At 62.2% G+C, this 23,284-nt stretch carries 18 protein-coding genes; 11 read left to right on the plus strand and 7 right to left on the minus strand.

Features of this window, described 5'->3' with window-relative positions; translation table 11 throughout:
- The first annotated feature begins 208 nt into the window (after nt 1-208).
- The 6 genes from lepA to pdxJ all read left to right on the plus strand — a co-directional run bounded on the left by lepA (nt 209) and on the right by pdxJ (nt 6,162).
- Nucleotides 209-2,005, plus strand: a complete 1,797-nt coding sequence (gene lepA, locus ACVI9W_RS17755) for a translation elongation factor 4 (protein WP_038607640.1) — start codon at nt 209-211, stop codon at nt 2,003-2,005.
- Between the two features lie 9 nt (nt 2,006-2,014).
- Nucleotides 2,015-2,869, plus strand: coding sequence for a signal peptidase I (gene lepB, locus ACVI9W_RS17760; RefSeq protein ID WP_461530682.1), 855 nt, complete (start codon nt 2,015-2,017; stop codon nt 2,867-2,869).
- 179 nt (nt 2,870-3,048) lie between these two features.
- Entirely contained in the window at nt 3,049-3,738 is a 690-nt protein-coding gene (gene rnc, locus ACVI9W_RS17765; protein WP_028943430.1) for a ribonuclease III, read from the plus strand.
- A complete protein-coding gene (gene era, locus ACVI9W_RS17770) occupies nt 3,731-4,633 on the plus strand; it encodes a GTPase Era (protein ID WP_038607646.1) in 903 nt (300 codons plus the stop codon). The genes rnc and era overlap by 8 nt, the downstream gene beginning before the upstream one ends.
- 57 nt (nt 4,634-4,690) lie before the next feature.
- Nucleotides 4,691-5,374 carry a DNA repair protein RecO gene (gene recO, locus ACVI9W_RS17775; protein WP_038607648.1) on the plus strand — a complete coding sequence of 228 codons (684 nt, stop codon included), beginning with the start codon at nt 4,691-4,693 and terminating at the stop codon, nt 5,372-5,374.
- A gap of 62 nt (nt 5,375-5,436) precedes the next feature.
- Nucleotides 5,437-6,162, plus strand: a complete 726-nt coding sequence (gene pdxJ / locus ACVI9W_RS17780) for a pyridoxine 5'-phosphate synthase (RefSeq protein ID WP_422417467.1) — start codon at nt 5,437-5,439, stop codon at nt 6,160-6,162.
- Nucleotides 6,163-6,236: 74 nt separating this feature from the next.
- On the opposite strand, the gene ACVI9W_RS17785 is transcribed toward pdxJ, so the two are convergent.
- The gene (locus tag ACVI9W_RS17785) at nt 6,237-7,622 is read right to left on the minus strand and encodes a heavy metal sensor histidine kinase (protein ID WP_461530683.1); all 1,386 of its coding nucleotides are present in this window, start codon (nt 7,620-7,622) and stop codon (nt 6,237-6,239) included.
- A complete protein-coding gene (locus ACVI9W_RS17790) occupies nt 7,619-8,293 on the minus strand; it encodes a heavy metal response regulator transcription factor (RefSeq protein ID WP_461530684.1) in 675 nt (224 codons plus the stop codon). Before ACVI9W_RS17790 ends, ACVI9W_RS17785 begins: the two co-directional genes overlap by 4 nt.
- 203 nt (nt 8,294-8,496) lie before the next feature.
- Here ACVI9W_RS17790 and ACVI9W_RS17795 point away from each other — a divergent pair, with 203 nt between their 5' ends.
- The 5 genes from ACVI9W_RS17795 (at nt 8,497) to ACVI9W_RS17815 (ending at nt 15,953) form a co-directional block, all read left to right on the plus strand.
- Complete coding sequence (locus tag ACVI9W_RS17795; protein ID WP_461530685.1) at nt 8,497-9,750, plus strand: TolC family protein; 1,254 nt, start codon at nt 8,497-8,499, stop codon at nt 9,748-9,750.
- Nucleotides 9,751-9,814: 64 nt separating this feature from the next.
- On the plus strand, nt 9,815-11,044 hold the full coding sequence (locus ACVI9W_RS17800; protein ID WP_461530686.1) for an efflux RND transporter periplasmic adaptor subunit: 1,230 nt from the start codon (nt 9,815-9,817) through the stop codon (nt 11,042-11,044).
- 18 nt (nt 11,045-11,062) lie between these two features.
- Nucleotides 11,063-14,224: a CusA/CzcA family heavy metal efflux RND transporter gene (locus ACVI9W_RS17805; protein ID WP_461530687.1), complete on the plus strand. Its 3,162-nt coding sequence runs from the start codon at nt 11,063-11,065 to the stop codon at nt 14,222-14,224.
- A gap of 101 nt (nt 14,225-14,325) precedes the next feature.
- Nucleotides 14,326-15,648, plus strand: a complete 1,323-nt coding sequence (locus ACVI9W_RS17810) for an OprD family porin (protein ID WP_461530688.1) — start codon at nt 14,326-14,328, stop codon at nt 15,646-15,648.
- A gap of 98 nt (nt 15,649-15,746) precedes the next feature.
- On the plus strand, nt 15,747-15,953 hold the full coding sequence (locus ACVI9W_RS17815) for a hypothetical protein (protein ID WP_157191366.1): 207 nt from the start codon (nt 15,747-15,749) through the stop codon (nt 15,951-15,953).
- Between the two features lie 73 nt (nt 15,954-16,026).
- Here ACVI9W_RS17815 and cmoB read toward each other — a convergent pair whose 3' ends face one another.
- The 5 genes from cmoB to ACVI9W_RS17840 all read right to left on the minus strand — a co-directional run bounded on the left by cmoB (nt 16,027) and on the right by ACVI9W_RS17840 (nt 23,264).
- On the minus strand, nt 16,027-16,983 hold the full coding sequence (cmoB, locus tag ACVI9W_RS17820) for a tRNA 5-methoxyuridine(34)/uridine 5-oxyacetic acid(34) synthase CmoB (protein ID WP_461530689.1): 957 nt from the start codon (nt 16,981-16,983) through the stop codon (nt 16,027-16,029).
- Nucleotides 16,980-17,723, minus strand: coding sequence for a carboxy-S-adenosyl-L-methionine synthase CmoA (gene cmoA / locus ACVI9W_RS17825; RefSeq protein ID WP_461530690.1), 744 nt, complete (start codon nt 17,721-17,723; stop codon nt 16,980-16,982). The genes cmoB and cmoA overlap by 4 nt, the downstream gene beginning before the upstream one ends.
- A gap of 85 nt (nt 17,724-17,808) precedes the next feature.
- Nucleotides 17,809-18,201 (minus strand): protease inhibitor I42 family protein, encoded by a 393-nt coding sequence (locus ACVI9W_RS17830; RefSeq protein ID WP_461530691.1) that lies wholly within the window; start codon nt 18,199-18,201, stop codon nt 17,809-17,811.
- A gap of 102 nt (nt 18,202-18,303) precedes the next feature.
- Complete coding sequence (gene lon / locus ACVI9W_RS17835; RefSeq protein ID WP_461530692.1) at nt 18,304-20,724, minus strand: endopeptidase La; 2,421 nt, start codon at nt 20,722-20,724, stop codon at nt 18,304-18,306.
- 131 nt (nt 20,725-20,855) lie between these two features.
- Nucleotides 20,856-23,264 carry a glucose/quinate/shikimate family membrane-bound PQQ-dependent dehydrogenase gene (locus tag ACVI9W_RS17840; protein ID WP_461530693.1) on the minus strand — a complete coding sequence of 803 codons (2,409 nt, stop codon included), beginning with the start codon at nt 23,262-23,264 and terminating at the stop codon, nt 20,856-20,858.
- Between the last annotated feature and the right edge of the window lie 20 nt (nt 23,265-23,284).

A 23,284-nucleotide genomic window follows, 5' to 3' on the forward strand; every position in this document is an offset into this window, starting at 1 on the left:
TTGAGCACAAGAGGGCGGCCTGGGTCGCCCTTTTTTGTCTCTATTTGCGGAGCAAGCCCGCTCTCACAGGGGTGTCATTGAGCCGGTGGGAGCGGGTTTGCCCCGCGAATAGGCGATATGGAATCTCCCATAACCTTTCAGCTTCAGGTACAATTCCCGGCTATTTTTCGGTGGGCGTCCGGCCCGCAGCCTTTTTGAGTGTTGACCCGTGAGTGATTTGAGTCATATCCGCAATTTCTCCATCATCGCCCACATTGACCATGGCAAGTCGACTCTGGCGGACCGTTTCATCCAGATGTGCGGTGGCCTGACTGCGCGTGAGATGGAGGCCCAGGTACTCGATTCCATGGACCTGGAGCGTGAGCGCGGTATCACCATCAAGGCCCACAGCGTCACCCTGCATTACAAGGCGCAGGACGGCAAAACCTACCAGCTGAACTTCATTGACACCCCCGGCCACGTCGACTTCACCTATGAAGTCAGCCGTTCCCTGGCGGCGTGCGAGGGTGCGTTGCTGGTGGTTGACGCCGGCCAGGGCGTCGAGGCCCAGTCGGTCGCCAACTGCTACACCGCCATCGAGCAGGGCCTTGAGGTCATGCCGGTGCTGAACAAGATGGACCTGCCCCAGGCCGACCCGGACAAGGTCAAGGACGAGATCGAGAAGATCATCGGCATCGATGCCACCGACGCCGTGGCCTGCAGCGCCAAGAGCGGCATGGGCGTGGACGAGGTGCTCGAGCGCCTGGTGCACACCATCCCGGCGCCGACCGGTGACATTGAAGCGCCTCTGCAGGCGCTGATCATCGACTCCTGGTTCGACAACTACCTGGGCGTTGTCTCTCTGGTGCGCGTGCGTCATGGCCGCGTGAAGAAGGGCGACAAGATCCTGGTCAAGTCCACCGGCAAAGTACATCTGGTCGACAGCGTCGGTGTATTCACCCCGAAACACACCCAGACTGCTGACCTCAAAGCCGGTGAAGTAGGCTTCATCATCGCCAGCATCAAGGACATTCATGGTGCGCCGGTGGGTGATACCCTGACCCTGAGCAGCACCCCTGAAGTCGATGTGCTGCCAGGTTTCAAACGTATCCAGCCACAGGTTTATGCCGGTCTGTTCCCCGTCAGTTCCGATGATTTCGAAGATTTTCGTGATGCATTGCAGAAACTGACCCTGAACGACTCGTCGCTGCAGTACCTGCCGGAAAGCTCTGACGCACTGGGCTTCGGCTTCCGTTGCGGCTTCCTCGGCATGCTGCACATGGAAATCATCCAGGAGCGCCTGGAGCGCGAATACGACCTGGACCTGATCACCACGGCGCCAAGTGTAATCTTCGAGGTCAAGCTCAAGACCGGCGAGACCATCTACGTCGACAACCCGTCGAAGCTGCCGGATGTGTCCTCGGTAGAGGACTTCCGCGAGCCGATCGTCGCCGCGACCATCCTTGTGCCTCAAGAGCACCTGGGCAACGTCATTACCCTGTGCATCGAGAAGCGTGGCGTACAGCGTGACATGCAGTTCCTCGGTTCGCAGGTGCAAGTGCGCTACGACTTGCCGATGAACGAAGTGGTACTGGACTTCTTCGACCGCTTGAAGTCCACCAGCCGCGGCTATGCTTCGCTGGACTACCATTTCGATCGCTACCAGTCGGCCAACCTGGTCAAGCTCGATGTACTGATCAACGGTGACAAGGTCGACGCCCTGGCGCTGATCGTGCACCGCGATAACGCGCACTATAAGGGCCGCGCGTTGACTGAGAAGATGAAGGAACTGATTCCTCGGCAGATGTTCGACGTGGCAATCCAGGCCGCCATTGGCGGGCAGATTGTGGCGCGAACCACTGTCAAGGCGCTCAGAAAGAACGTACTGGCCAAATGCTACGGTGGTGACGTAAGCCGTAAGCGCAAGCTGTTGGAGAAGCAGAAGGCCGGTAAGAAACGCATGAAACAGGTCGGCAACGTGGAAATTCCACAAGAAGCCTTCCTCGCCGTGCTCAGGTTGGAATAATTAGGTCCTATGTCGCTAAATTTCCCGCTTTTGCTAGTCATCGCCGTTGCCGTCTGCGGTCTGTTGGCCCTGGTCGATCTGCTGTTCCTGGCGCCACGCCGGCGTTCGGCAATCGCCAACTATCAGGGCAGCGTCAGCCAGCCCGAGATGGCCGTGGTCGAACAGTTGAACAAGGAGCCGTTGCTGGTTGAGTACGGCAAGTCGTTCTTCCCGGTGTTGTTCATCGTCCTGGTGTTGCGTTCGTTCCTGGTCGAGCCTTTCCAGATCCCTTCGGGATCGATGAAGCCGACCCTGGAAGTGGGCGATTTCATCCTTGTGAACAAGTTCTCCTACGGCATTCGCCTGCCGGTGATTGACAAAAAAGTCATCGAAGTCGGTGATCCGCAGCGCGGCGACGTGATGGTGTTCCGCTATCCGAGCGACCCGAACGTCAACTACATCAAGCGTGTAGTTGGCTTGCCGGGCGACCAGATCGCCTACACCAGCGACAAGAAGCTGTTCGTCAACGGCAAGCCGATTGCCGAGCAACTGATGGGTACCGAACCGGGTACCTTGGGCAGCGCCGAGCTGTACAAGGAAAAACTGGGCGAGGCCGAACACCTGATCCGCAAGGAAATGAGCCGTTATCGCATGCCGCCTGACCAGCAATGGACAGTCCCGGCCGGCCATTACTTCATGATGGGCGACAACCGCGACAACTCCAACGACAGCCGTTACTGGGATGATCCCGCTATTCCCAAGGCGCTGCACGGCATGGTCCCGGACCAGAACATCGTCGGCAAGGCCTTCGCGGTCTGGATGAGCTGGCCAGAGCCCAAGCTCAGCCACTTCCCGAACCTGTCGCGGGTTGGTCTGATCCAGTAACACCACAACGGCGCTGTCCTGGGACAGCGCCGAATGCATTTCTGGCATAGGCTGTGTTCAGAGGGATCTGCGGATCCACCTGTACCGCCGACGCCGATGGGCGTGAGCCAAATAGTCTTTCAGGATGTTGATTTGAACAAAGCGTTGAATATCGACCACGAACTGCGCGTGGGTACACTGTGAGCGTTTCTTTGAGCCGCCTCGAGCGCCAGCTCGGATACACCTTCAAGAACCAGGAGCTGATGCTGCTGGCCCTGACGCACCGCAGTTTTGCCGGGCGCAACAACGAACGCCTCGAGTTTCTCGGCGATGCGATCCTTAATTTCGTCGCTGGCGAAGCACTGTTCGAGCGCTTTCCCCAGGCTCGCGAAGGCCAGCTGTCGCGCTTGCGCGCACGGCTGGTCAAGGGCGAGACCCTGGCCGTGCTGGCCCGTGGTTTCGACCTCGGTGAGTACCTGCGCCTGGGCTCCGGTGAGCTGAAAAGCGGTGGTTTTCGCCGCGAATCGATCCTGGCTGACGCCCTTGAGGCGCTGATCGGTGCAATCTACCTCGATTCGGACATGCAGACCGCCCGCGAACGCGTGCTGGCCTGGCTGACCGGCGAGTTCGAAAGCCTGACCCTGGTCGATACCAACAAGGACCCGAAAACCCGTCTGCAAGAGTTTTTGCAGTCGCGGGCCTGCGAGCTGCCGCGTTACGAAGTGGTGGATATTCAAGGTGAGCCCCATTGCCGGACGTTTTTCGTCGAATGCGAAGTGACCCTTTTGACTGAAAAAAGCCGAGGGCAGGGCGTCAGCCGGCGTATCGCCGAGCAAGTAGCGGCCGCCGCAGCACTGATCGCCCTGGGCGTGGAGAATGGCAATGACTGATACGAATACTACCCGCTGCGGCTATGTTGCCATTGTCGGCCGCCCGAACGTCGGCAAGTCGACCCTGCTCAACCACATCCTCGGCCAGAAGCTGGCGATCACCTCGCGCAAGCCGCAGACCACCCGGCACAACATGCTGGGGATCAAGACCGAGGGTGATATCCAGGCGATCTACGTCGATACCCCGGGTATGCACAAGAGCAACGAAAAGGCGCTCAACCGCTACATGAACAAGACTGCCTCGGCCGCCCTCAAGGACGTCGACGTGGTGATCTTCGTGGTCGACCGTACCAAGTGGACCGACGAAGACCAGCTGGTGCTGGAGCGCGTGCAGTACGTGCAGGGCCCGGTGATCCTGGCGATCAACAAGACCGACCGGATCGAAGAGAAGGCCGAGCTGATCCCGCACCTGCAGTGGCTGCAGGAGCAACTGCCGAACGCCGAGATCGTGCCGATCTCCGCGCAGCAGGGGCACAACCTCGAAGCGCTGGAAGGCCTGATCGCCAAGCACCTGCCGGAAAACGATCACTTCTTCCCGGAAGACCAGATCACCGACCGCAGCAGCCGCTTCCTGGCCGCTGAGCTGGTGCGCGAAAAGATCATGCGTCAGCTCGGTGCAGAGCTGCCATACCAGATCACCGTGGAAATCGAAGAGTTCAAGCAGCAGGGCAAGATCCTGCACATCCATGCACTGATCCTGGTCGAGCGTGACGGCCAGAAGAAGATCATCATTGGCGACAAGGGCGAGCGCATCAAGCGTATCGGCTCCGAGGCGCGCAAGGACATGGAAGTGCTGTTTGACGCCAAGGTCATGCTCAACCTCTGGGTCAAGGTCAAAGGCGGCTGGTCCGACGACGAACGCGCCCTGCGTTCGCTGGGCTACGGCGACCTCTGATCGCATCAGGCCCGGCAGCGTCCGCTGTCGGGTCGAACCTTTTCTGAAGCGCTGCTCATGGAATTGCCAGTTGGCCAACCGGCCTACGTGCTGCACAGCCGGGCCTACCGTGAAACCAGTGCGCTGGTGGACTTCCTCACCCCGCAAGGGCGCCTGCGCGCGGTGTTACGCCGTGCGCGTGGCAAGGGCGGCAGCCAGGCCCGACCTTTCGTACCCCTTGAAGTCGAGTTTCGTGGCCGTGGCGAGCTGAAGACGGTCGGCCGCCTGGACAGTGTCGGCGTGGCCGCCTGGCTCAATGGCGATGCCTTGTTCAGTGGCCTGTACCTCAATGAACTGCTGATTCGCCTGTTGCCCGCCGAGGATCCGCATCCGGTGGTGTTCGAGCACTACGCGGCAACCCTGCAGGCGTTGGCTGCCGGGCGGCCGCTGGAACCGCTACTGCGGGCCTTCGAGTGGCGCTTGCTGGATGAACTGGGCTACGGCTTTGCCCTCGATCAGGACATCAATGGCGAGCCTCTGGTCGTCGATGGTCTGTACCGTCTGCAGGTGGACGCCGGGCTTGAGCGGGTCTACCTGCTGCAGCCCGGTTTGTTCCGTGGTGACGAGCTGGCGGCCATGGCCGAAGCCGACTGGAATGTCCCCGGTGCCTTGGGTGCGGCCAAGCGCCTGATGCGTCAGGCGCTGGCCGTGCACCTGGGTGGACGGCCACTGGTCAGTCGGGAACTGTTTCGCAAGCGCTGAGCACGTCGTATGCTGTCAGGCTCAATCTTCAGGAGAGCCTCTTCGTGACTCAAAGCAACCGCATGCTCCTCGGCGTGAACATCGACCACGTGGCGACCCTGCGCCAGGCGCGTGGCACGCGCTACCCCGACCCGGTCAAGGCCGCGCTGGACGCCGAAGAGGCGGGCGCCGACGGCATCACTGTGCACCTGCGCGAAGACCGCCGGCATATCCAGGAGCGCGACGTGCTGGTGCTCAAGGACGTGCTGCAGACGCGCATGAACTTTGAAATGGGTGTGACCGAAGAGATGATGCTGTTTGCCGAGCGTATTCGCCCGGCGCACATCTGCCTGGTCCCGGAAACCCGCCAGGAGCTGACCACCGAAGGTGGCCTGGACGTAGCCGGTCAGGAGGCGCGGATCAAGGCCGCCGTCGAACGCCTGTCGCGCATGGGTTCGGAAGTGTCGCTGTTCATCGATGCCGATGAACGCCAGATCGAAGCGTCGCGTCGTGTGGGTGCGCCGGCGATCGAGCTGCACACCGGCCGCTATGCCGATGCCGAAACCCCGACGGAGGTGGCTGAAGAGCTCAAGCGCGTTGCCGACGGCGTGGCTTTTGGTTTGGCCCAGGGGCTGATCGTCAATGCCGGTCATGGCCTGCATTATCACAACGTCGAAGCCGTTGCGGCGATCAAGGGCATCAACGAGCTGAACATTGGTCATGCGCTGGTGGCACATGCATTGTTCGTTGGCTTCAAGTCGGCGGTGGCGGAGATGAAGGCGTTGATCATGGCGGCTAGCCGTCATTAAAAACATCGCGGGGCAAGCCCGCTCCCACCAGGAGTGTGATGACCGGTGGGAGCGGGCTTGCCCCGCGATGCAGTCTACGAACCCTGGAAAACCAGACTGAACCGAGTCAACCCATTCACCTCACTGCTCACCTCAACCCGCCCGCCATGCACTTGCATGATCGACTTCACAATCGCCAACCCCAATCCGGTCCCCCCCTCCAGCCGCGAACGTCCCGATCCTGCCCGGTAAAAACGTTCGAACAGATGCGGCAGATGGGCCTGCTCAATGCCCGGCCCCTGGTTCTCCACTGACAGGCGGACTTCATCCCCACAGCGCTCAACCGCAATATCGATCGGCAGCCCCTCAGGGCTATGGCGAATGGCATTGCTCAGCAGATTCGACAACGCCCGTTGCACCATCAACCGATCAGCCATGATCGAGCCCCAGCCGTGCAGGCGCAGGCTGATGTCTTTCTGTTCGCTGCTGAACTCGAACAGCTCACTGACGCGCTTGGCTTCATCGGCCAGGTTTACCGGTTTGAGCGGCAACTGGGCGTGAGGCTGACTGACCTGGGCGAGAAACAGCATGTCATTGATGATCCGCTTGAGCCGGGTCAGTTCCTCGATGCTGGCTTCCAGCACTTCCTTGTATTGCTCGACGGGACGCTCCCGGCTCAGGGTCACCTGGGCCTTGCCCATCAGGTTGCCGATCGGCGTGCGCAGCTCATGGGCGAGGTCGTCGGAGAACTGCGAGAGTTGCTGCACGCCGCCATCGAGCCGGTCGAGCATGACATTCATGGCATGGGCCAGTTCCTTCAGCTCCAGGGGCAAGTCATCCAGTGGCAGGCGCAAGGCCAGTTGCTGGGCAGAAACCTGCCCGGCGATCTGGCTGAACCTGCGCAGTGGCGTCAGGCCGCGTTGTACCAGCTTCCAGGCGCCAAAACCGATCAACAGCACCAGCAATGGCAGCGCCAGCAGCGTCGAGCGCAGGTAGGCCTGCAACAGGCTGTGGTCGTCGGCAAGGTTGACCGTGAGCAACACGCGAACATCGGTGCCGTCCTGCAAACGCATCAGCCGCGAGGCGGTCAGCAGGTGATTGTCATCGCTGTCGCGCCATTGTTGAAAGGCCAGCTCGGGGCTGCCGGGAATCTGCAGCAGGGCCTCGGCTTCGAGTCCCGGCCCGAGGGTCAACAGGGCCGAATGCCGACCGGTCAGGGCGATCACGCTCAGGCTCAGGTTGTCATGGCCCATCACCACATCCAGAAGCGGGTGCGCCGACGTTTGCAGGTCACCGGACTTGAGGTCGATGCTCAGGCCGTGCTCGATCTGCGCCATTTTCGCCGTCAGGCTTTTACGCGCCCGACTGTCCAGTTCGTGGTCCAGGGCAAGTACCGCCAGGCAGGCCATGAGCAGCACCAGCGCTGCGCCCATCAGGCTGACGCTCAGGCCCAGGCGCAGGGAAAGCCGCGCCGGTTTCATTCGCGCGCCTCAAGCACGTAGCCAACGCCGCGCAAGGTGTGGATCAGTTTGTTGTCGAAGGGGTCATCGATCTTGGCACGCAAGCGGCGGATCGAGACTTCCACCACATTGGTGTCGCAATCGAAGTTCATGTCCCACACCAGCGAAATGATCTGGGTGCGCGACAGCACCTCGCCGCTCTGGCGCATCAGCAGGTGCAGTAGGGCGAACTCCTTGGCCGTCAGGTCGATACGCTGGCCGCCACGGTAAGCACGGTGACGGCCCGGGTCCAGCTCCAGGTCGGCAACTTTCAAGGTGCTCGGTTGCAGGGCCTGGTCGTTGCGGCGCAACAGGCTGCGGATACGCGCCAGCAATTCAGGAAACTCGAAGGGCTTGAGCATGTAGTCGTCGGCGCCCAGATCGAGGCCTTTGACCCGGTCCGAAAGGCGGCCATGAGCGGTGAGCATCATGATCCGCGTGCTGGAGTCGGCGCGCAGGCGCTGCAGCACGGTCCAGCCATCGATTTCAGGCAGGTTGACGTCGAGAATGATCAGGTCGTAGGCCTGCTGGCGGGCCAGGTGCAGGCCGTCGGCGCCGCTGTGGGCGCAATCGACGATATAGCCGTTCTCGCTCAGACCCTGCTGCAGGTAATCGGCGGTGCGAAGCTCGTCCTCGATAATCAGTAAACGCATGAAATGACCCGGTGATGTGAAAGGCGGTGATTCTCAACCCTGAAGTAGCTAGAAGGTCAAGGGCTGAAGGGCATCAAGCGGCGGATACTAAGTCATCTTGTGCAGGGCATTGGCTGGATTACAGATTTGTAATTTTCGAGTCATCTTGGGGATAAACCCCGATTACTACAGTGCGGGCTCCAAAAAAGGCGCAGGAGTCCGCCATGTTTCGCACCCTGGACAGGCCCGGCACAGGCCGTGGCCGCATTCTGCTGACGCTGGTATTGCTGGCCTTGCCCTCTGTGGCATTGGCCCAAGGCCCTGTGCTGACCCTCGACAATGCCCTGCGAACCGCCCAGGCCAACAACCCAGAGCTGGCGGTCGCACGTTGGGGCATCGATATCGCCGAAGGTGAACGACGCCAGGCGGGGGTACTGCCCAACCCCGAGTTGAGCTGGGAGGTTGAAGACACCCGCAACGGCTCGCAGACCACCACGGTCAGCGTCAGTCAGATGTTCGAGCTGGGCGGCAAGCGCGGAGCGCGGCTGGGCGTGGCCGGACGCGATTCGGAACTGGCGGGACTGGAGCTTGAACGCCAGGGCAACGCCCTGCGTGCCGAAGTGATCGGCGCCTTCGAGGCGGCGGTGCAGGCCCAGCAAGGTCTGCAACTGGCCGAACAATCACTGCGTTTGAGCGAGAGGGCTTTGCAAGTGGTGCAGGGGCGGGTCAAGGCCGGCAGCGCCACGCCGGTGGAGGCCACGCGGGCGCAGGTGCAGCTGTCCGAAGTGCGCCTGGAGCTAGGGCGTGCCGAACAGGCGCTGACCGTTGCCTATCAGCAATTGGCGGCCGCGACCGGAGCGCCCACGGCCGAATTCAGCCGGGTCGAAAGCGGTGGCAAGCAGGAGCCCGACGTGCCGAGCCGCACCCAGCTGCTTGAACGCCTGGAGCAAACGCCGGACATGCGTCTGGCGCGCACGCAGATCGATCAGACAGATGCCGCCCTGAAACTTGCGCGCACGCAACGGATTCCCGACCTGACCGTGAGTGTCGGCAGCCAGTACGACGAAGCCGAGCGCGAGCGCGTCAACGTGGTCGGTCTGTCGTTGCCGATACCGCTGTTCGACCGCAATCAGGGCAACATCCTCGCCGCCGCCCGCCGCGCCGATCAGGCCCGCGACCAGCGCAACGGTGCCGAACTGCGGCTGCGCAGTGAAGTGATCCAGGCCCTGGCTCAGTGGAGTACCGCCGCCCAGGAGGTGCAGGACTTCGACCGCTCGATCCTGCCTTCGGCGCAACAGGCGGTGGACGCCGCCACACGCGGCTTCGAACGCGGCAAGTTCGCTTTTCTCGATGTGCTCGATGCCCAGCGCACCTTGGTTGCCGCCCGCCTGCAGTACCTACAGGCCCAGGCCCAGCGCAGTGAAGCGCGAGTGCGTCTGGAACGCATTTTCGGAGACTTGAGCCTGGCCAGCCGCTGAGCCTGATCGACTTTTCCCCGCTTTGATTGACACCGCGTTCAGCGGTGACCGCTAAGGAGACTGCATGAACAAGAAGTCCACAACGCTGCTGATCGCTGCCTTGTTGCTGGGCCTGGGGCTGGGCGTGCTGCTGACGCGTCAGACCGGTCCGCAGCCGCAGGCGGCAACGCCAGCGTCCAGCCACGATCATGCTGAAGGTGATCACGATGAGGAAGAGAAAGGCGAGCACGGGCATGCCGAGTCTGAATCGGGACACGCGGAAGAAGAGGGTGCGATCACCCTGAGCCAGGAGCAGATCGCGCTGGCCGGGATCGAACTGGCCGCTGCCGCACCGCGCCAGTTGCAACGCAGCCTGTCGCTGCCGGGTGAGATCCGCTTCGATGAAGACCGCACCGCACATATGGTGCCGAGAGCGGCCGGGGTGGTCGAGTCGGTCGCTGTGGTACTCGGGCAGCAGGTCAAGGCCGGTGACTTGCTGGCGGTGATTGCCAGCCCGCAGATCTCCGAACAGCGCAGCGAACTGGCGGCAAGTCAGCGGCGTCTGGAACTGGCGCGCAGCACCTATCAGCGCGAAAAGGACCTGTGGCAGGAAGGTATTTCCGCCGAGCAGGACTACCTGCAAGCCCGCCAGGCCCTGCAGGAGGCCGAAATTGCCCAGGCCAACGCCCGGCAGAAAATCAGCGCCCTGAGTGGCACCACAGTGCTGGCCGGCGGCAATCGTTACGAACTGCGCGCGCCGTTTGCCGGGCAGATCGTCGAGAAGCATCTGGTGCCGGGTGAGGTGGTCAATGAGACCAGTGCTGCCTTCACGTTGTCCGACCTCTCGCGAGTGTGGGCGACCTTTGGTGTGGCACCGCGGGACCTGGGCAAGGTCCGCGCCGGTATGACAGTGAACATTGTCGCCAGCGAGCTGGGCGAGCAGGTTGAAGGGCGTATCAGTCATGTCGGCAGCCTGCTCGGTGAGCAGACCCGCACCGCCAGCGTCCGTGTCACCCTCGACAACCCGCGTGGCGCCTGGCGCCCGGGCTTGTTCGTGGCCGTGCAGGTGCCGGGCGAGGCTATTGCCGCCAGCCTTGCCGTACCCGATCAGGCGATCCAGAGCCTCGAAGAAAAGCCCACCGTGTTTGTGCGCACCGCCGAGGGTTTCGTCGCCCAGGCGGTGGAGCTGGGCGCCAGTGCCAATGGCTATGTCGAAATCCGCAAGGGCCTGCAAGCCGGTCAGCAGGTGGCGGCGTTGGGCAGCTTCGTTCTCAAGTCGGAGCTGGGCAAGGCCAGCGCCGAGCACGCCCACTGACCCGCGCGAGTACCTCTCATGTTCGAACGCCTTATTCAATTTGCCATCGAGCAGCGCCTGATGGTGCTGCTGGCGGTGCTGCTGATGGCCGCGCTCGGTGTGGCCAGCTACCAGAAGCTGCCAATCGATGCGGTTCCGGACATTACCAACGTCCAGGTCCAGATCAACACCCAGGCGGCGGGCTTCTCGCCGCTGGAAACCGAACAACGCATCACCTTCGCCATCGAGACGGCCATGGCCGGCTTGCCGGGCCTTGAGCAAACCCGCTCGCTGTCGCGTTCGGGCCTGTCCCAGGTGACGGTGATCTTCGAGGAAGGCACCGACCTGTTCTTCGCCCGGCAACTGGTCAACGAGCGCCTGCAACAGGCGCGCGGGCAACTGCCCGAAGGTGTTGAAGCAGCGATGGGACCGATCTCCACCGGCCTGGGCGAGATTTTCCTGTGGACGGTGGAAGCCGCCGAGGACGCACGCAAGGAGGATGGCAGCCCGTACACGCCCACCGACCTGCGCGAGATCCAGGACTGGATCATCAAGCCGCAACTGCGCAACGTGCGCGGGGTCGCCGAGATCAACACCATCGGCGGCTTTGCCAAGGAATATCAGATTGCCCCCGATCCCAAGCGCCTGGCGTCCTACAAACTGACCCTGGCCGATTTGCTCACCGCCCTGGAGCGCAACAATGCCAACGTCGGTGCCGGTTACATCGAGCGCCGCGGCGAACAGTTGCTGATCCGCGCGCCGGGGCAACTGGCCGGGATCGAGGATATCGCCAATATCGTTCTGGCCAACATCGACGGTACCCCCATCCGCGTACGCAATGTCGCTGAAGTCGGCATCGGAAAAGAGCTGCGCAGCGGTGCAGCGACCGAGAACGGCCGCGAAGTGGTGCTCGGCACGGTGTTCATGCTGATTGGCGAGAACAGTCGCACAGTGTCCCAGGCAGTGGCGCAGAAACTGGTGGAAATCAACCGTTCACTGCCGGTCGGGGTCAGCGCGGTGACGGTCTATGACCGGACCAATCTGGTCGACAAAGCCATTGCCACGGTGAAGAAGAACCTGATCGAAGGCGCGATCCTGGTGATCGTGATTCTGTTCCTGTTCCTTGGCAACATCCGCGCCGCGTTGATCACCGCGATGATCATTCCGCTGTCGATGCTGTTTACCTTCACCGGCATGTTCAGCAACAAGGTCAGCGCCAACCTGATGAGCCTCGGCGCGCTGGACTTCGGCATCATCGTCGATGGCGCGGTGGTGATCGTCGAGAATGCGATCCGCCGCCTGGCCCATGCCCAGCAACACCATGGGCGCCTGCTGACCCGCTCCGAACGCTTCCATGAAGTCTTCAATGCCGCCCGCGAAGCGCGTCGGCCGCTGATCTACGGGCAGTTGATCATCATGGTGGTGTACCTGCCGATCTTTGCCCTGAGCGGCGTCGAGGGCAAGATGTTCCACCCCATGGCGTTCACCGTGGTGATTGCCTTGCTCGGTGCCATGTTGCTGTCGGTGACCTTCGTGCCTGCGGCGATTGCCCTGTTTGTCACCGGCAAGGTCAAGGAAGACGAGAACCTGTTGATGCGTAGCGCCAAGCGTGGCTATGCACCGCTGTTGCAGTGGGTGATGGGCCATCGGTCGCTGGCGTTCAGTCTGGCCGCGGTGATGGTGCTGTTGTCCGGTGTGTTGGCCAGTCGCATGGGCAGTGAGTTCGTGCCGAGCTTGAGCGAAGGTGATTTCGCCCTGCAGGCGTTGCGCGTGCCCGGTACCAGCCTGAGCCAGTCGGTGGCCATGCAGCAGCAACTGGAACAGAGTGTGTTGAGCCAGGTGCCCGAGGTCGAGCGGGTGTTCGCACGGACCGGCACCGCCGAGATCGCCTCCGACCCGATGCCGCCGAACATCTCCGACAGCTATGTGATGCTCAAGCCGCAAGACCAGTGGCCGGATCCGGGCAAGTCGCGCGAGCAACTGATCGCCGATATCCAGCGCGCCAGTGCCCGCGTGCCGGGCAGCAACTACGAGCTGTCACAACCGATCCAGTTGCGCTTCAATGAGCTGATTTCCGGCGTGCGCAGTGATGTCGCGGTGAAGGTCTTCGGCGACGACATGGACCAGCTCAACCGCACCGCCGCACAGATTGCCGCGGCGCTGCAGGCGGTGCCGGGGGCGTCGGAAGTCAAGGTCGAGCAGACCTCGGGATTGCCGGTGCTGACCATTGATGTCGATCGCGACAAGGCGGCGCGCTACGGACTCAATGTCGGCGATGTGCAAGACACCATCGCCGTGGCGGTTGGCGGACGTCAGGCCGGTACCCTGTACCAGGGCGACCGTCGCTTCGACATGGTAGTGCGCCTGTCTGACAACCTGCGCACCGACATCGACGGCTTGTCGCAGTTGTTGATCCCGGTGCCGGCAGGTGCTGCCGGCAATGGCCAGATCGGATTTATCACCCTGGCCGATGTCGCCAGCCTGCAGCTGGTCCAGGGCCCCAACCAGATCAGCCGTGAAGACGGCAAGCGCCTGGTGGTGGTCAGTGCCAACGTGCGCGGGCGTGATATCGGTTCGTTTGTCGAGGAGGCCGGTGAGCGCATCGACAGCCAGGTCAGCATCCCGGCCGGTTACTGGACCCGCTGGGGCGGGCAGTTCGAGCAGTTGCAGTCGGCGGCGCAGCGTCTGCAGGTGGTGGTGCCGGTGGCCTTGCTGCTGGTGTTCGGCTTGCTGTTCATGATGTTCAACAACCTCAAGGACGGCCTGCTGGTGTTCACCGGTATTCCTTTTGCCTTGACCGGAGGCGTAGTGGCGCTGTGGCTACGGGATATTCCGCTGTCGATTTCGGCCGGGGTCGGTTTCATCGCCTTGTCGGGTGTGGCGGTACTCAACGGCCTGGTGATGATTGCCTTTATCCGTGGCTTGCGCGAGCAAGGGCGGACGCTGCGCCAGGCCATCGATGAAGGTGCGCTGACCCGTCTGCGGCCTGTACTGATGACCGCGCTGGTAGCCTCGCTGGGCTTTATTCCCATGGCCTTGGCCACCGGCACTGGTGCCGAGGTGCAGCGACCGCTGGCGACGGTGGTGATCGGCGGGATTCTTTCCTCCACCGCGTTGACCCTGCTGGTGTTGCCGGCGCTGTACTACCGGGCCCACCGCAAGGACGAAGAAGACGATGTCAGTGAAGTGACGAAACTGTAATTTCACGCTCATCTTCGAGTTATTCAGCCCTTGTCAGGATACCCACGGCGGCCGCATCAGCGGCCGTTGTGCGTATTACGGCGAATAATCAGGAGTTGAAGATGGGGAATAAAACCACAGCCTGTATCACCGGCGTCCTGGCGCTGGCCAGTAGCTCAGTAGGCCATGCCTCCGTTGAGCCTGGGGGCTTTGTCGAGGACAGTAGCCTGACGCTGCTCAGTCGCAATTTCTATTTCAATCGTGACTATCGCAAGGGCGGCGAGTCACCCACCGGCAAGGCCGGTTATGCCGAAGCCTGGGCCCAGGCGTTTATCGCCCGATTCCAGTCGGGCTACACCGAGGGCACCGTCGGCTTTGGCCTCGACGCCTATGCCATGCTCGCGCTCAAGCTCGACAGTGGCGATGGCCGCAGTGGCGGGCGCAGCTCGTTCGATATGCTGCCGGTCGATAGCAACGGTGACACCGCGAGCAACTTCAGCAAGCTGGGCGGCGCCCTCAAGGCGCGCCTGTTCGACACCGAAATCAAAGTGGGCGACGTGTTCCCGACCACGCCGGTGGTGCATTTTGGTGACTCCCGTTTGCTGCCGGAAAGCTTCAGCGGCTGGACCCTGGAAAACACCACTCTGGAGAACTTCACCTTGCAGGGCGGGCGCCTGCATGCCATGAGCCAACCTCTTTCAAGCAACAACCGTGACGGCTTCGAGACCTATTACGCAGGTCCGGTCGACTCGCCCTGGCTGGGCTACTTCGGCGGCGATTATCAGGCCACGGACAACCTCAGCCTGAGTCTCTACAGCAGTCGCCTTAAGGATGCCTGGGACCAGTACTACGCAGGCGTCAACTATCAGTACCCGATCTCCGAGCAGCTCAGCGTTTTCAGTGGTTTCAATTACTACAAGGCCAAGGATCAGGGCCAACAATTACTCGGCAGCTTCGACAACGACATCTGGAGTGCGCGCATCGGCTTCAGCTATGGCGCCCATACCCTGGCGTTGTCCCATCAGCGCAACCAGGGCGACAACGACTTCGACTACTTGCGCCAGGCCGACTCGATCTATCTGGACAACTCGATCCAGTACAGCGACTTCAACTCACCCAAGGAGCGCTCGTGGATGCTGCGCTACGACTTGGACATGGCCAGCTATGGCGTACCGGGCCTGACCTTCATGACCCGCTACGGGCGTGGCAGCGATGCTGATTATTCCGATGCCAACGCGGTGTACATGCGCCGTGATGCCGAGGGTAATCCACTGACCGGGCAGAAGCGCTGGGAGCGCGATATCGAAGCGAAATATGTGGTGCAGTCGGGCACCTTCAAAGACCTGTCGCTGCGCATGCGTCAGGCCACCACCCGGGCCACGGCGTTCGAGTCGGACCTGGACGAAGTACGCCTGATTGTGGAGTACCCGTTGACTCTGTTGTAGGGCATTTCTTGCAACACTGTAATGTCCTGCTCACCTTGTCGTTAGCTTGCCCTTCGTATGATTGAACCGTACTGAAATTCAATCACGAGGTGAGCAACATGAGCCTGATCAAGTATGCATTGATGGGCGTTCTGGCCCTTGGCAGTGGTGCCGCGCTGGCCGAAGGCGGCGCGGAACGTTCGAAACAGTTCTGGGAGAAGTTTCGCCTGAGCCAGGAGCAGATCCACGGCAAGCAGGATCAGGCGGTTGTCAGCTCCGACGCGCAGAAGCGCGCCAACGCTCAGCAGCAGGTGGTCAAAGAGTAGCTCCATTCACCTTAGAAGCTCCTCCGCTCCTTTGGAAAAGGTGAATATTAGGCGCCCATATGGGCGCCTTTTTTTACTTGCGTGCGACCAGAACAGCGCGACGTGGGGCGGGCAACCCTTCGATGGTACGGCTGTGGTCGGCGGGGTCGAGGAAATCGCTGAGCGACTGGTAGCGCATCCACTCGGTGCTGCGTTGCTCCTCGATGCTGGTGACACTGACATCGACGCAGCGCACATCACTGAAACCGGCGCGGCGCAGCCAGCGCTCCAGGGCCGGCACCGAAGGCAGGAACCAGACGTTGCGCATCTGCGCGTAGCGGTCTTCGGGCACCAGCACCTGATGTTCGTCGCCCTCGACCACCAGCGTTTCCAGCACCAGTTCTCCGCCTTTTACCAAGCAGTCCTTGAGCGCCAGCAGATGCTCGATAGGCGAGCGGCGGTGGTAGAACACGCCCATGGAAAACACCGTGTCGAAGCCTTCGAGATTGGCTGGCAGGTCTTCCAGGGCGAAGGGCAGGTGCCAGGCAGGCAGCTCTGGCAAGTAGCGCTGAACCGCCTGGAACTGGCAGAAGAACAGCCAGTTGGGATCGACGCCGATTACGCTGTCGGCACCGGCACCGAGCATGCGCCACTGGTAGTAACCGTTGCCGCAGCCGACATCGAGAATGCGCTTGCCCTTGAGATCCAGGTGCGGGGCGACCCGTGACCATTTCCAGTCCGAGCGCCACTCGGTATCGACATGCACACCGAACAGGTCGAACGGGCCCTTGCGCCAGGGTGACAAGCCCATCAGCGCCTGGCGCATGCGATCGCGGGTGTCCTGGTCACAGTCGCAATCGAGGTTCAGGCCGTTGACCAGGTCGACTTTGCTCGGCACCAGCGCCGGCAGCGCGTCCAGGGCATTCTGCCAACGTTCCAGGTCGCCGTGACCTTTCTCCATCTTGGTGTCGAGTTGCGCTTGCAGGCCTTGTGACCATTGCGCCAGGGGGGTGCCCGCCAGGCGGCGGACCAGTGGGGAAAGATCAATCATGGCAAGGCAATCAACGAGGCAAAGTTAAGGCATTGGAACCAGGGCACGACCTTGGAAAAACCGGCTGCCAGCAGGCGTTCGCGGTGTTCTTCAAGGCTGTCGGGTTTCATCACGTTCTCGATGGCGCTGCGCTTCTGGGCGATTTCCAGTTCGCTGTAGCCATTGGCGCGTTTGAAGGCGACATGCAGGTCGGTGAGCAGGGCGTGTTCGTCCGGGTCGTTGAAGCGCAGCTTCTCCGAGAGGATCAGTGCACCGCCAGGCAGCAGCGACTGGCGGATACGCGTGAGCAGCTCCAGGCGCTGCTCGGGGGCGATGAACTGCAGGGTGAAGTTCATTGCCACCACCGAGGCAGGCTGGAACTCCAGAGTAAGGATATCGCCCTCGATCACCTCGACCGGCAGCAGCTCCTGGAACATCGAGTCCTGGGCATTGAGGTATTGCCGGCAGCGCTCGACCATGGCTGCCGAGTTGTCGATGGCGATCACCCGGCAACCGTCGCTGCGCACGTGGCGGCGCAGGGCCTGGGTTACCGCCCCCAGTGAGCTGCCCAGGTCATACAGGGCGGTGTTCGGTTGGGCGAACTGGGCAGCCAGTACACCGAGGTTCTCGACGATAGTCGGATAGCCGGGTACCGAGCGCTTGATCATGTCCGGGAACACCCGCACCACGTCTTCGTTGAAGGCGAAGTCGGGCACCTGGCCAAGTGGCTGGGCGAATAGGCGGTCGGGTTCTTTGCTCACGGGGGCAATCCAGGCGTTGGGCGGTAAAAGTCGGGCATTTTAGCCAAACTGGCCGCCAGATGCATGGCCTGGCTGACCAGCGCTGTTACTTCACCGTGATTGTGCAGTCGAACGTCTGCACCGGACGCACTTCCGGGGCCCAAGGCTGCTGGTAAACCAGCAGCAAATGCCCCTCACCTGCGGCCTGGGCCTGGAAGCGCCAGGTCGATTGCCCCGCACTGCCAACGATCCCGGCATCTTCCGGATGGCTGTAGACCTCTGGGCCCAGGCTGCGCAGGATGCTTGCAGCGGGGTTCTGCAGCAGCCAGCGATAGCCGGTGCTGGGGTTGCTGGGCAGGGTCAGGGTGAGATTCTGGCCGGTTTGCAGTTGCAGCGGGCAGTCGGCCTGTTTTTCCAGTTCGACATTCTGGCGCGGTTGCTGGGCGCAGGCGGTGAGCAGGGCAAGGCTCAAAGGAGCGAGCAGGCGGGCGACGGTCATGTTGGCTCCGAATGGACGACGATAGCGCAGCATAACCGAAGATGATTACTGAACAAGCCCGCGCCACAAGGCGCGGGCTTGTTCAGTAGTGCTTTTAATACCTCAGAACAGCACCTTGGCCACATCACTGAAGCGTTTGGCGAAATGCACGCTCAGGCCTTCCTTGAGGTAGTCGGGCAACTCTTCGAAGTCGCCGCGGTTGGCTTCCGGCAGGATCAGTTCAAAGATTTTCTGCCGCCGTGCCGCAATGACCTTCTCGCGTACCCCGCCAATCGGCAGGACTTGCCCGGTCAAGGTCAGCTCGCCGGTCATTGCCACACCTTTCTTCGGTGCCTGGTCGCGGGCCAGGGACAGCAGGGCGCTGGCCATGGTCACCCCGGCGCTGGGGCCGTCCTTGGGCGTGGCGCCTTCGGGCACATGCAGGTGGATAAAGGCTTCATTGAAGTACGAGGGTTCGCCGCCGTACTTGATCAGGTTGGCGCTGATATAGCTGTAGGCGATTTCCGCTGACTCCTTCATTACATCACCCAGCTGGCCGGTCAGCTTGAAGCCGCGGTTGAGGGTGTGGATGCGCGTTGCTTCGATCGGCAGGGTCGCACCGCCCATGCTGGTCCAGGCAAGACCGGTGATCACGCCTTTGCCCGACAATACCTGCTCGCTGCGAAACACCGGCATGCCCAGAGAGGCTTCGAGATCTTTGCTGCCGATCTTGATCTTCGCTTCGGGGTTTTCCAGCAATTGCATCACCGCCTTGCGCACCAGTTTGCCCAGCTGCTTTTCCAGCTGACGTACACCGGCCTCGCGCGCATAGCCCTCGATGACCATGCGCAGGGCGCTGTCGGTAATGCTCAGGCTGGACTTGGCCACACCGGCTTTTTCCAGCTGCTTGGGCCACAGGTGACGCTTGGCGATAGCCAGTTTTTCTTCGGTGATGTAACCGGACAGGCGAATCACTTCCATGCGGTCGAGCAACGGCCCGGGGATCGAGTCGAGGGTGTTGGCGGTGCACACGAACAGCACCTTGGACAGGTCCAGGCGCAGGTCCAGGTAATGGTCGAGAAAATCGACGTTCTGCTCGGGATCAAGGGTTTCCAGCAGTGCCGAGGCGGGGTCGCCCTGGTAGCTCTGGCCCATCTTGTCGATCTCATCGAGCATGATCACCGGGTTCATCACCTCGACGTCCTTGAGCGCCTGCACCAGCTTGCCCGGCTGGGCGCCGATGTAGGTGCGCCGATGGCCCTTGATCTCGGCCTCGTCGCGCATGCCACCGACACTGAAACGGTAGAACGGTCGGCCCAGCGATTGCGCGATGGACTTGCCGATGCTGGTTTTGCCGACCCCGGGCGGGCCCACCAGCAGGACGATGGAACCGCTGATTTCGCCTTTCCAGGCGCCGATGGCAAGGAATTCGAGGATCCGGTCCTTGATGTCGTCGAGCCCGGCATGGTGCTGGTCGAGGATCTTGCGCGCGTGCTTGAGGTCGAGCTTGTCCTTGCCATACACGCCCCAGGGCAGGGCGGTGGCCCAGTCCAGGTAGTTGCGGGTAACGGCGTACTCAGGGGAGCCGGTCTCAAGAATCGACAGTTTGCTCATCTCTTCGTCGATGCGTTTTTTCGTGGCGGCAGGCAATGTCTTGCCCTGCAGACGCTGTTCGAACTGCTCCAGATCGGCACTGCGGTCGTCTTTGGTCAGGCCCAGTTCCTGCTGGATGACCTTGAGCTGCTCCTTGAGGAAGAACTCACGCTGATGTTCGCCGATCTGCCGGTTCACCTCGGCAGAAATCTCGTTCTGCAGGTGAGCGACTTCGACCTCTTTGCGCAGCATTGGCAGGACTTTTTCCATGCGCTTGAGCATCGGCACACAGTCGAGTACTTCCTGCAGCTGGTTGCCGGTGGCCGAGGTCAGCGCCGCGGCGAAGTCGGTCAGCGGCGACGGATCGTTGGGGCTGAAGCGGTTGAGGTAGTTCTTCAGCTCTTCGCTGTACAGCGGGTTGAGCGGCAGCAGCTCCTTGATCGCGTTGATCAGGGCCATGCCGTAAGCCTTGACCTCGTCGGTCGGCTCGCTCGGCTGATGCGGGTATTCGACTTCGACCAGGTACGGCGGGCGGTGGTGTTTGAGCCAACTGCGGATGCGTACTCGGGTCAGGCCCTGGGCGACGAACTGCAGCTTGCCGTTCTCGCGGCTGGCATGGTGAACCTTGACCAGGGTGCCGTACAGCGGCAGGGCCGAGGTGTCGAAATGTCGGTGATCTTCCGGCGGGGTGTCCATGAAGAACAGCGCCAGGGAGTGATGCGGGGTCTTGGACACCAGGTCCAGGGTTTCGGCCCAGGGTTCTTCATTGACGATAACCGGCAGTACTTGTGCCGGGAAGAACGGGCGGTTGTGGATCGGGATCACATAGACCCTTTCCGGCAGTTGTTGGTCGGGCAGGGCGAGGTTGTGGCCGGTGTGTCGGGAGGCTTCAGGATGCTCGACTTCGGCGTGTTCCTCGGGGCGTTCGGGTAGATCCTGCTGGTCACTCATGGGGCACCTGCGTATATGACTATGGTGCTTACATGGGGCGGGTTGGGGGGTGTTTCAATGGTTAGGGCTGATCGCGGGGCAAGCCCGCTCCCACAGAGGCCTGTGGGAGCGGGCTTGCCCCGCGATGATTTTTACTCAGCCAATTTGTAAGCGATTACGTAATCGCCCATTTTGGTCCCCAGCGAACCATGACCGCCAGCGGTCACCAGGACGTATTGCTTGCCGTCCTTACCGGTGTAGGTCATTGGCGTGGCCTGGCCACCTGCCGGCAGGCGCGCTTTCCACAGTTCCTTGCCGGTGTTGGTGTCGTAAGCGCGCAGGTACTGGTCCAGGGTGCCGCTCAGGAAGCCCAGACCGCCCGCGGTGACGATCGAGCCGCCCATGCTTGGCACGCCAATCGGCAGACCGATAGGGATCGGCGAACTGTCGCGGCTGGTACCGTTCTTGTGTTTCCACACCACCTGGTTGGTGGTCAGGTCGATACCGGCCACGTAACCCCAGGCAGGCGCCTGGCAAGGTACGCCCAGAGGCGACATGAACGGGTGCATGATCACCGCGTACGGGGCGCCGGTGTTCGGCTGTACACCGCTGGTTTCACTTTCGCGCTTGCTGCCGGCGGCGACTTGCTCACGCGGCACCATCTTCGAGACGAAGGCCATGTAGTTCGGCGAGGTGAACAGCAACTGGCGGACCGGGTCGACCGAGACGCTGCCCCAGTTGAAGACACCAACGTTACCGGGGTACACCAGGCTGCCCTGAAGCGACGGCGGGGTGTATTGGCCTTCGTAGCGCAGCTCGCGGAACTGGATGCGGCAGAGCATCTGGTCGAACGGGCTGGCGCCCCACATGGCTTGTTCGGTGAGGTCCGGGCCAAGCAGGTTGAGGTCGGAGCGGGCTTGAGTCGGGGCGGTATGGTCGCCTTCGACAGCACCTTGCGGGGCCGGGATTTCGCGGATCGGCACGATCGGGGTGCCGTCACGACGGTCGAGCACATACAGGCTGCCCTGTTTGGTCGGCGCGATCAGTGCAGGTTTGACGCCATCGGCGGTCTTCAGGTCGAGCAGGGTGGGCTGGCTGCCGACGTCCATGTCCCACAGGTCGTGGTGGGTGAACTGGTAGTTCCAGCGCACCTTGCCGTTGCGCAGGTCGAGGGCGACGATGCCGGCGCTGAACTTCTCGGCGCCCGGGGTGCGGTCGGCGCCCCACTGGTCAGGGGTCTGGTTGCCCAGGGGCAGGAAGACCATGCCGAGTTTTTCGTCGACACTGGCCAGCGACCACATGTTCGCCGAGTTGCGGCTGTAGGTCTTGCCCGCTGCCAATGGTGCGGTGTCGTCCGGGTTGTTGCTGTCCCAGTTCCATACCAGACGGCCATCATGAACGTCGTAGGCGCGAATCACCCCGGACGGCTCGTTGGTCGACTCGTTGTCCGTCACATGGCCGCCGATGATCACCAGTTCACGGGTGATCGCCGCAGGCGAGGTGGAGTAGTAGCCGCCGGCCGTGAACGGGCCGATGCCGGTGGTCAGGTCGATTACACCCTGGTTACCGAAACCTTCGCAGACTTTACCGGTGTCGGCGTTCAGGGCGATCAGACGGGCGTCGGCGGTGGGCAGGTAGAGGCGACGCGGGCAGGCGCGGGCCACCACTTGACCTGCGTCGGAGATCTTCGGCGCCGGGCTGCCGTCAACACTGAGGTAGCTGTTTTCGTCGTAATACGAAACACCGCGGCAGGTCATGTGGGCGAAGCCCTTGAAGCCAACCGGGCTTTTGATCTGCGGGTCGAAGCGCCAGATTTCGGCACCGGTGTCCGGGTCCAGGGCCAGCACTTTGCTGTGGGCGGTGCAGGCATAGAGCATGCCGTTGACCTTGAGCGGGGTGTTCTGGTTGGTCAGCTCCACCGGGTCGTTGTCGGTTGGCAGGTCGCCGGTACGGATACGCCAGGCTTCCTGCAGCTTGTGCACGTTGTCCGGGGTGATCTGGCGCAGCGGCGAATAGCGGTCGCCGAACTCGGTGCGGCCATAAGCCTGCCATTCGCCATCGGGCATTTGCGGCGCGGTGCTGCTCAGGCCAGAGCTGTCGCGGCCCAGTTTGCCCTTGATTTCACCCGGATGGGTGAACTGGCTGGCGACGGCGGTGGCACCAGACAGGACCACGGCCAGGCACAGCAGCGCCGGGTTGATCTTCGACGGATTGCCGAGCAGCGGACGACGCGCCCATGGCAGCAGCAGGACCACACCCAGGGCGAACCACAAGGCCAGGCGCGGCACCAGTTGCCACCAGTCCAGGCCCACTTCCCACAGTGCCCACAGGGTGCTGCCCAGCAGTACCAGGCCGTACAGGCCCAGAGCGTGGCGGCGCAGGGCCAGCAGGAGGATGCCGGACAGGGCGAAACCGATCCCGGCGATCAGGTAGTACAGCGAGCCGCCGAGCTGGCTCAGTTTGATGCCGCCCGCCAGCAGGGCCAGGCCCATCAGCAGCAACAGCACGCCAATCAGGCGCGGCAGCCAGCGGGTTCTACTCAGGGCACCTTCTGTGCTCATCGTGTGTTCTCCGTTAAGTG

The sequence above is a fragment of the Pseudomonas sp. 210_17 TE3656 genome, from assembly GCF_054821965.1.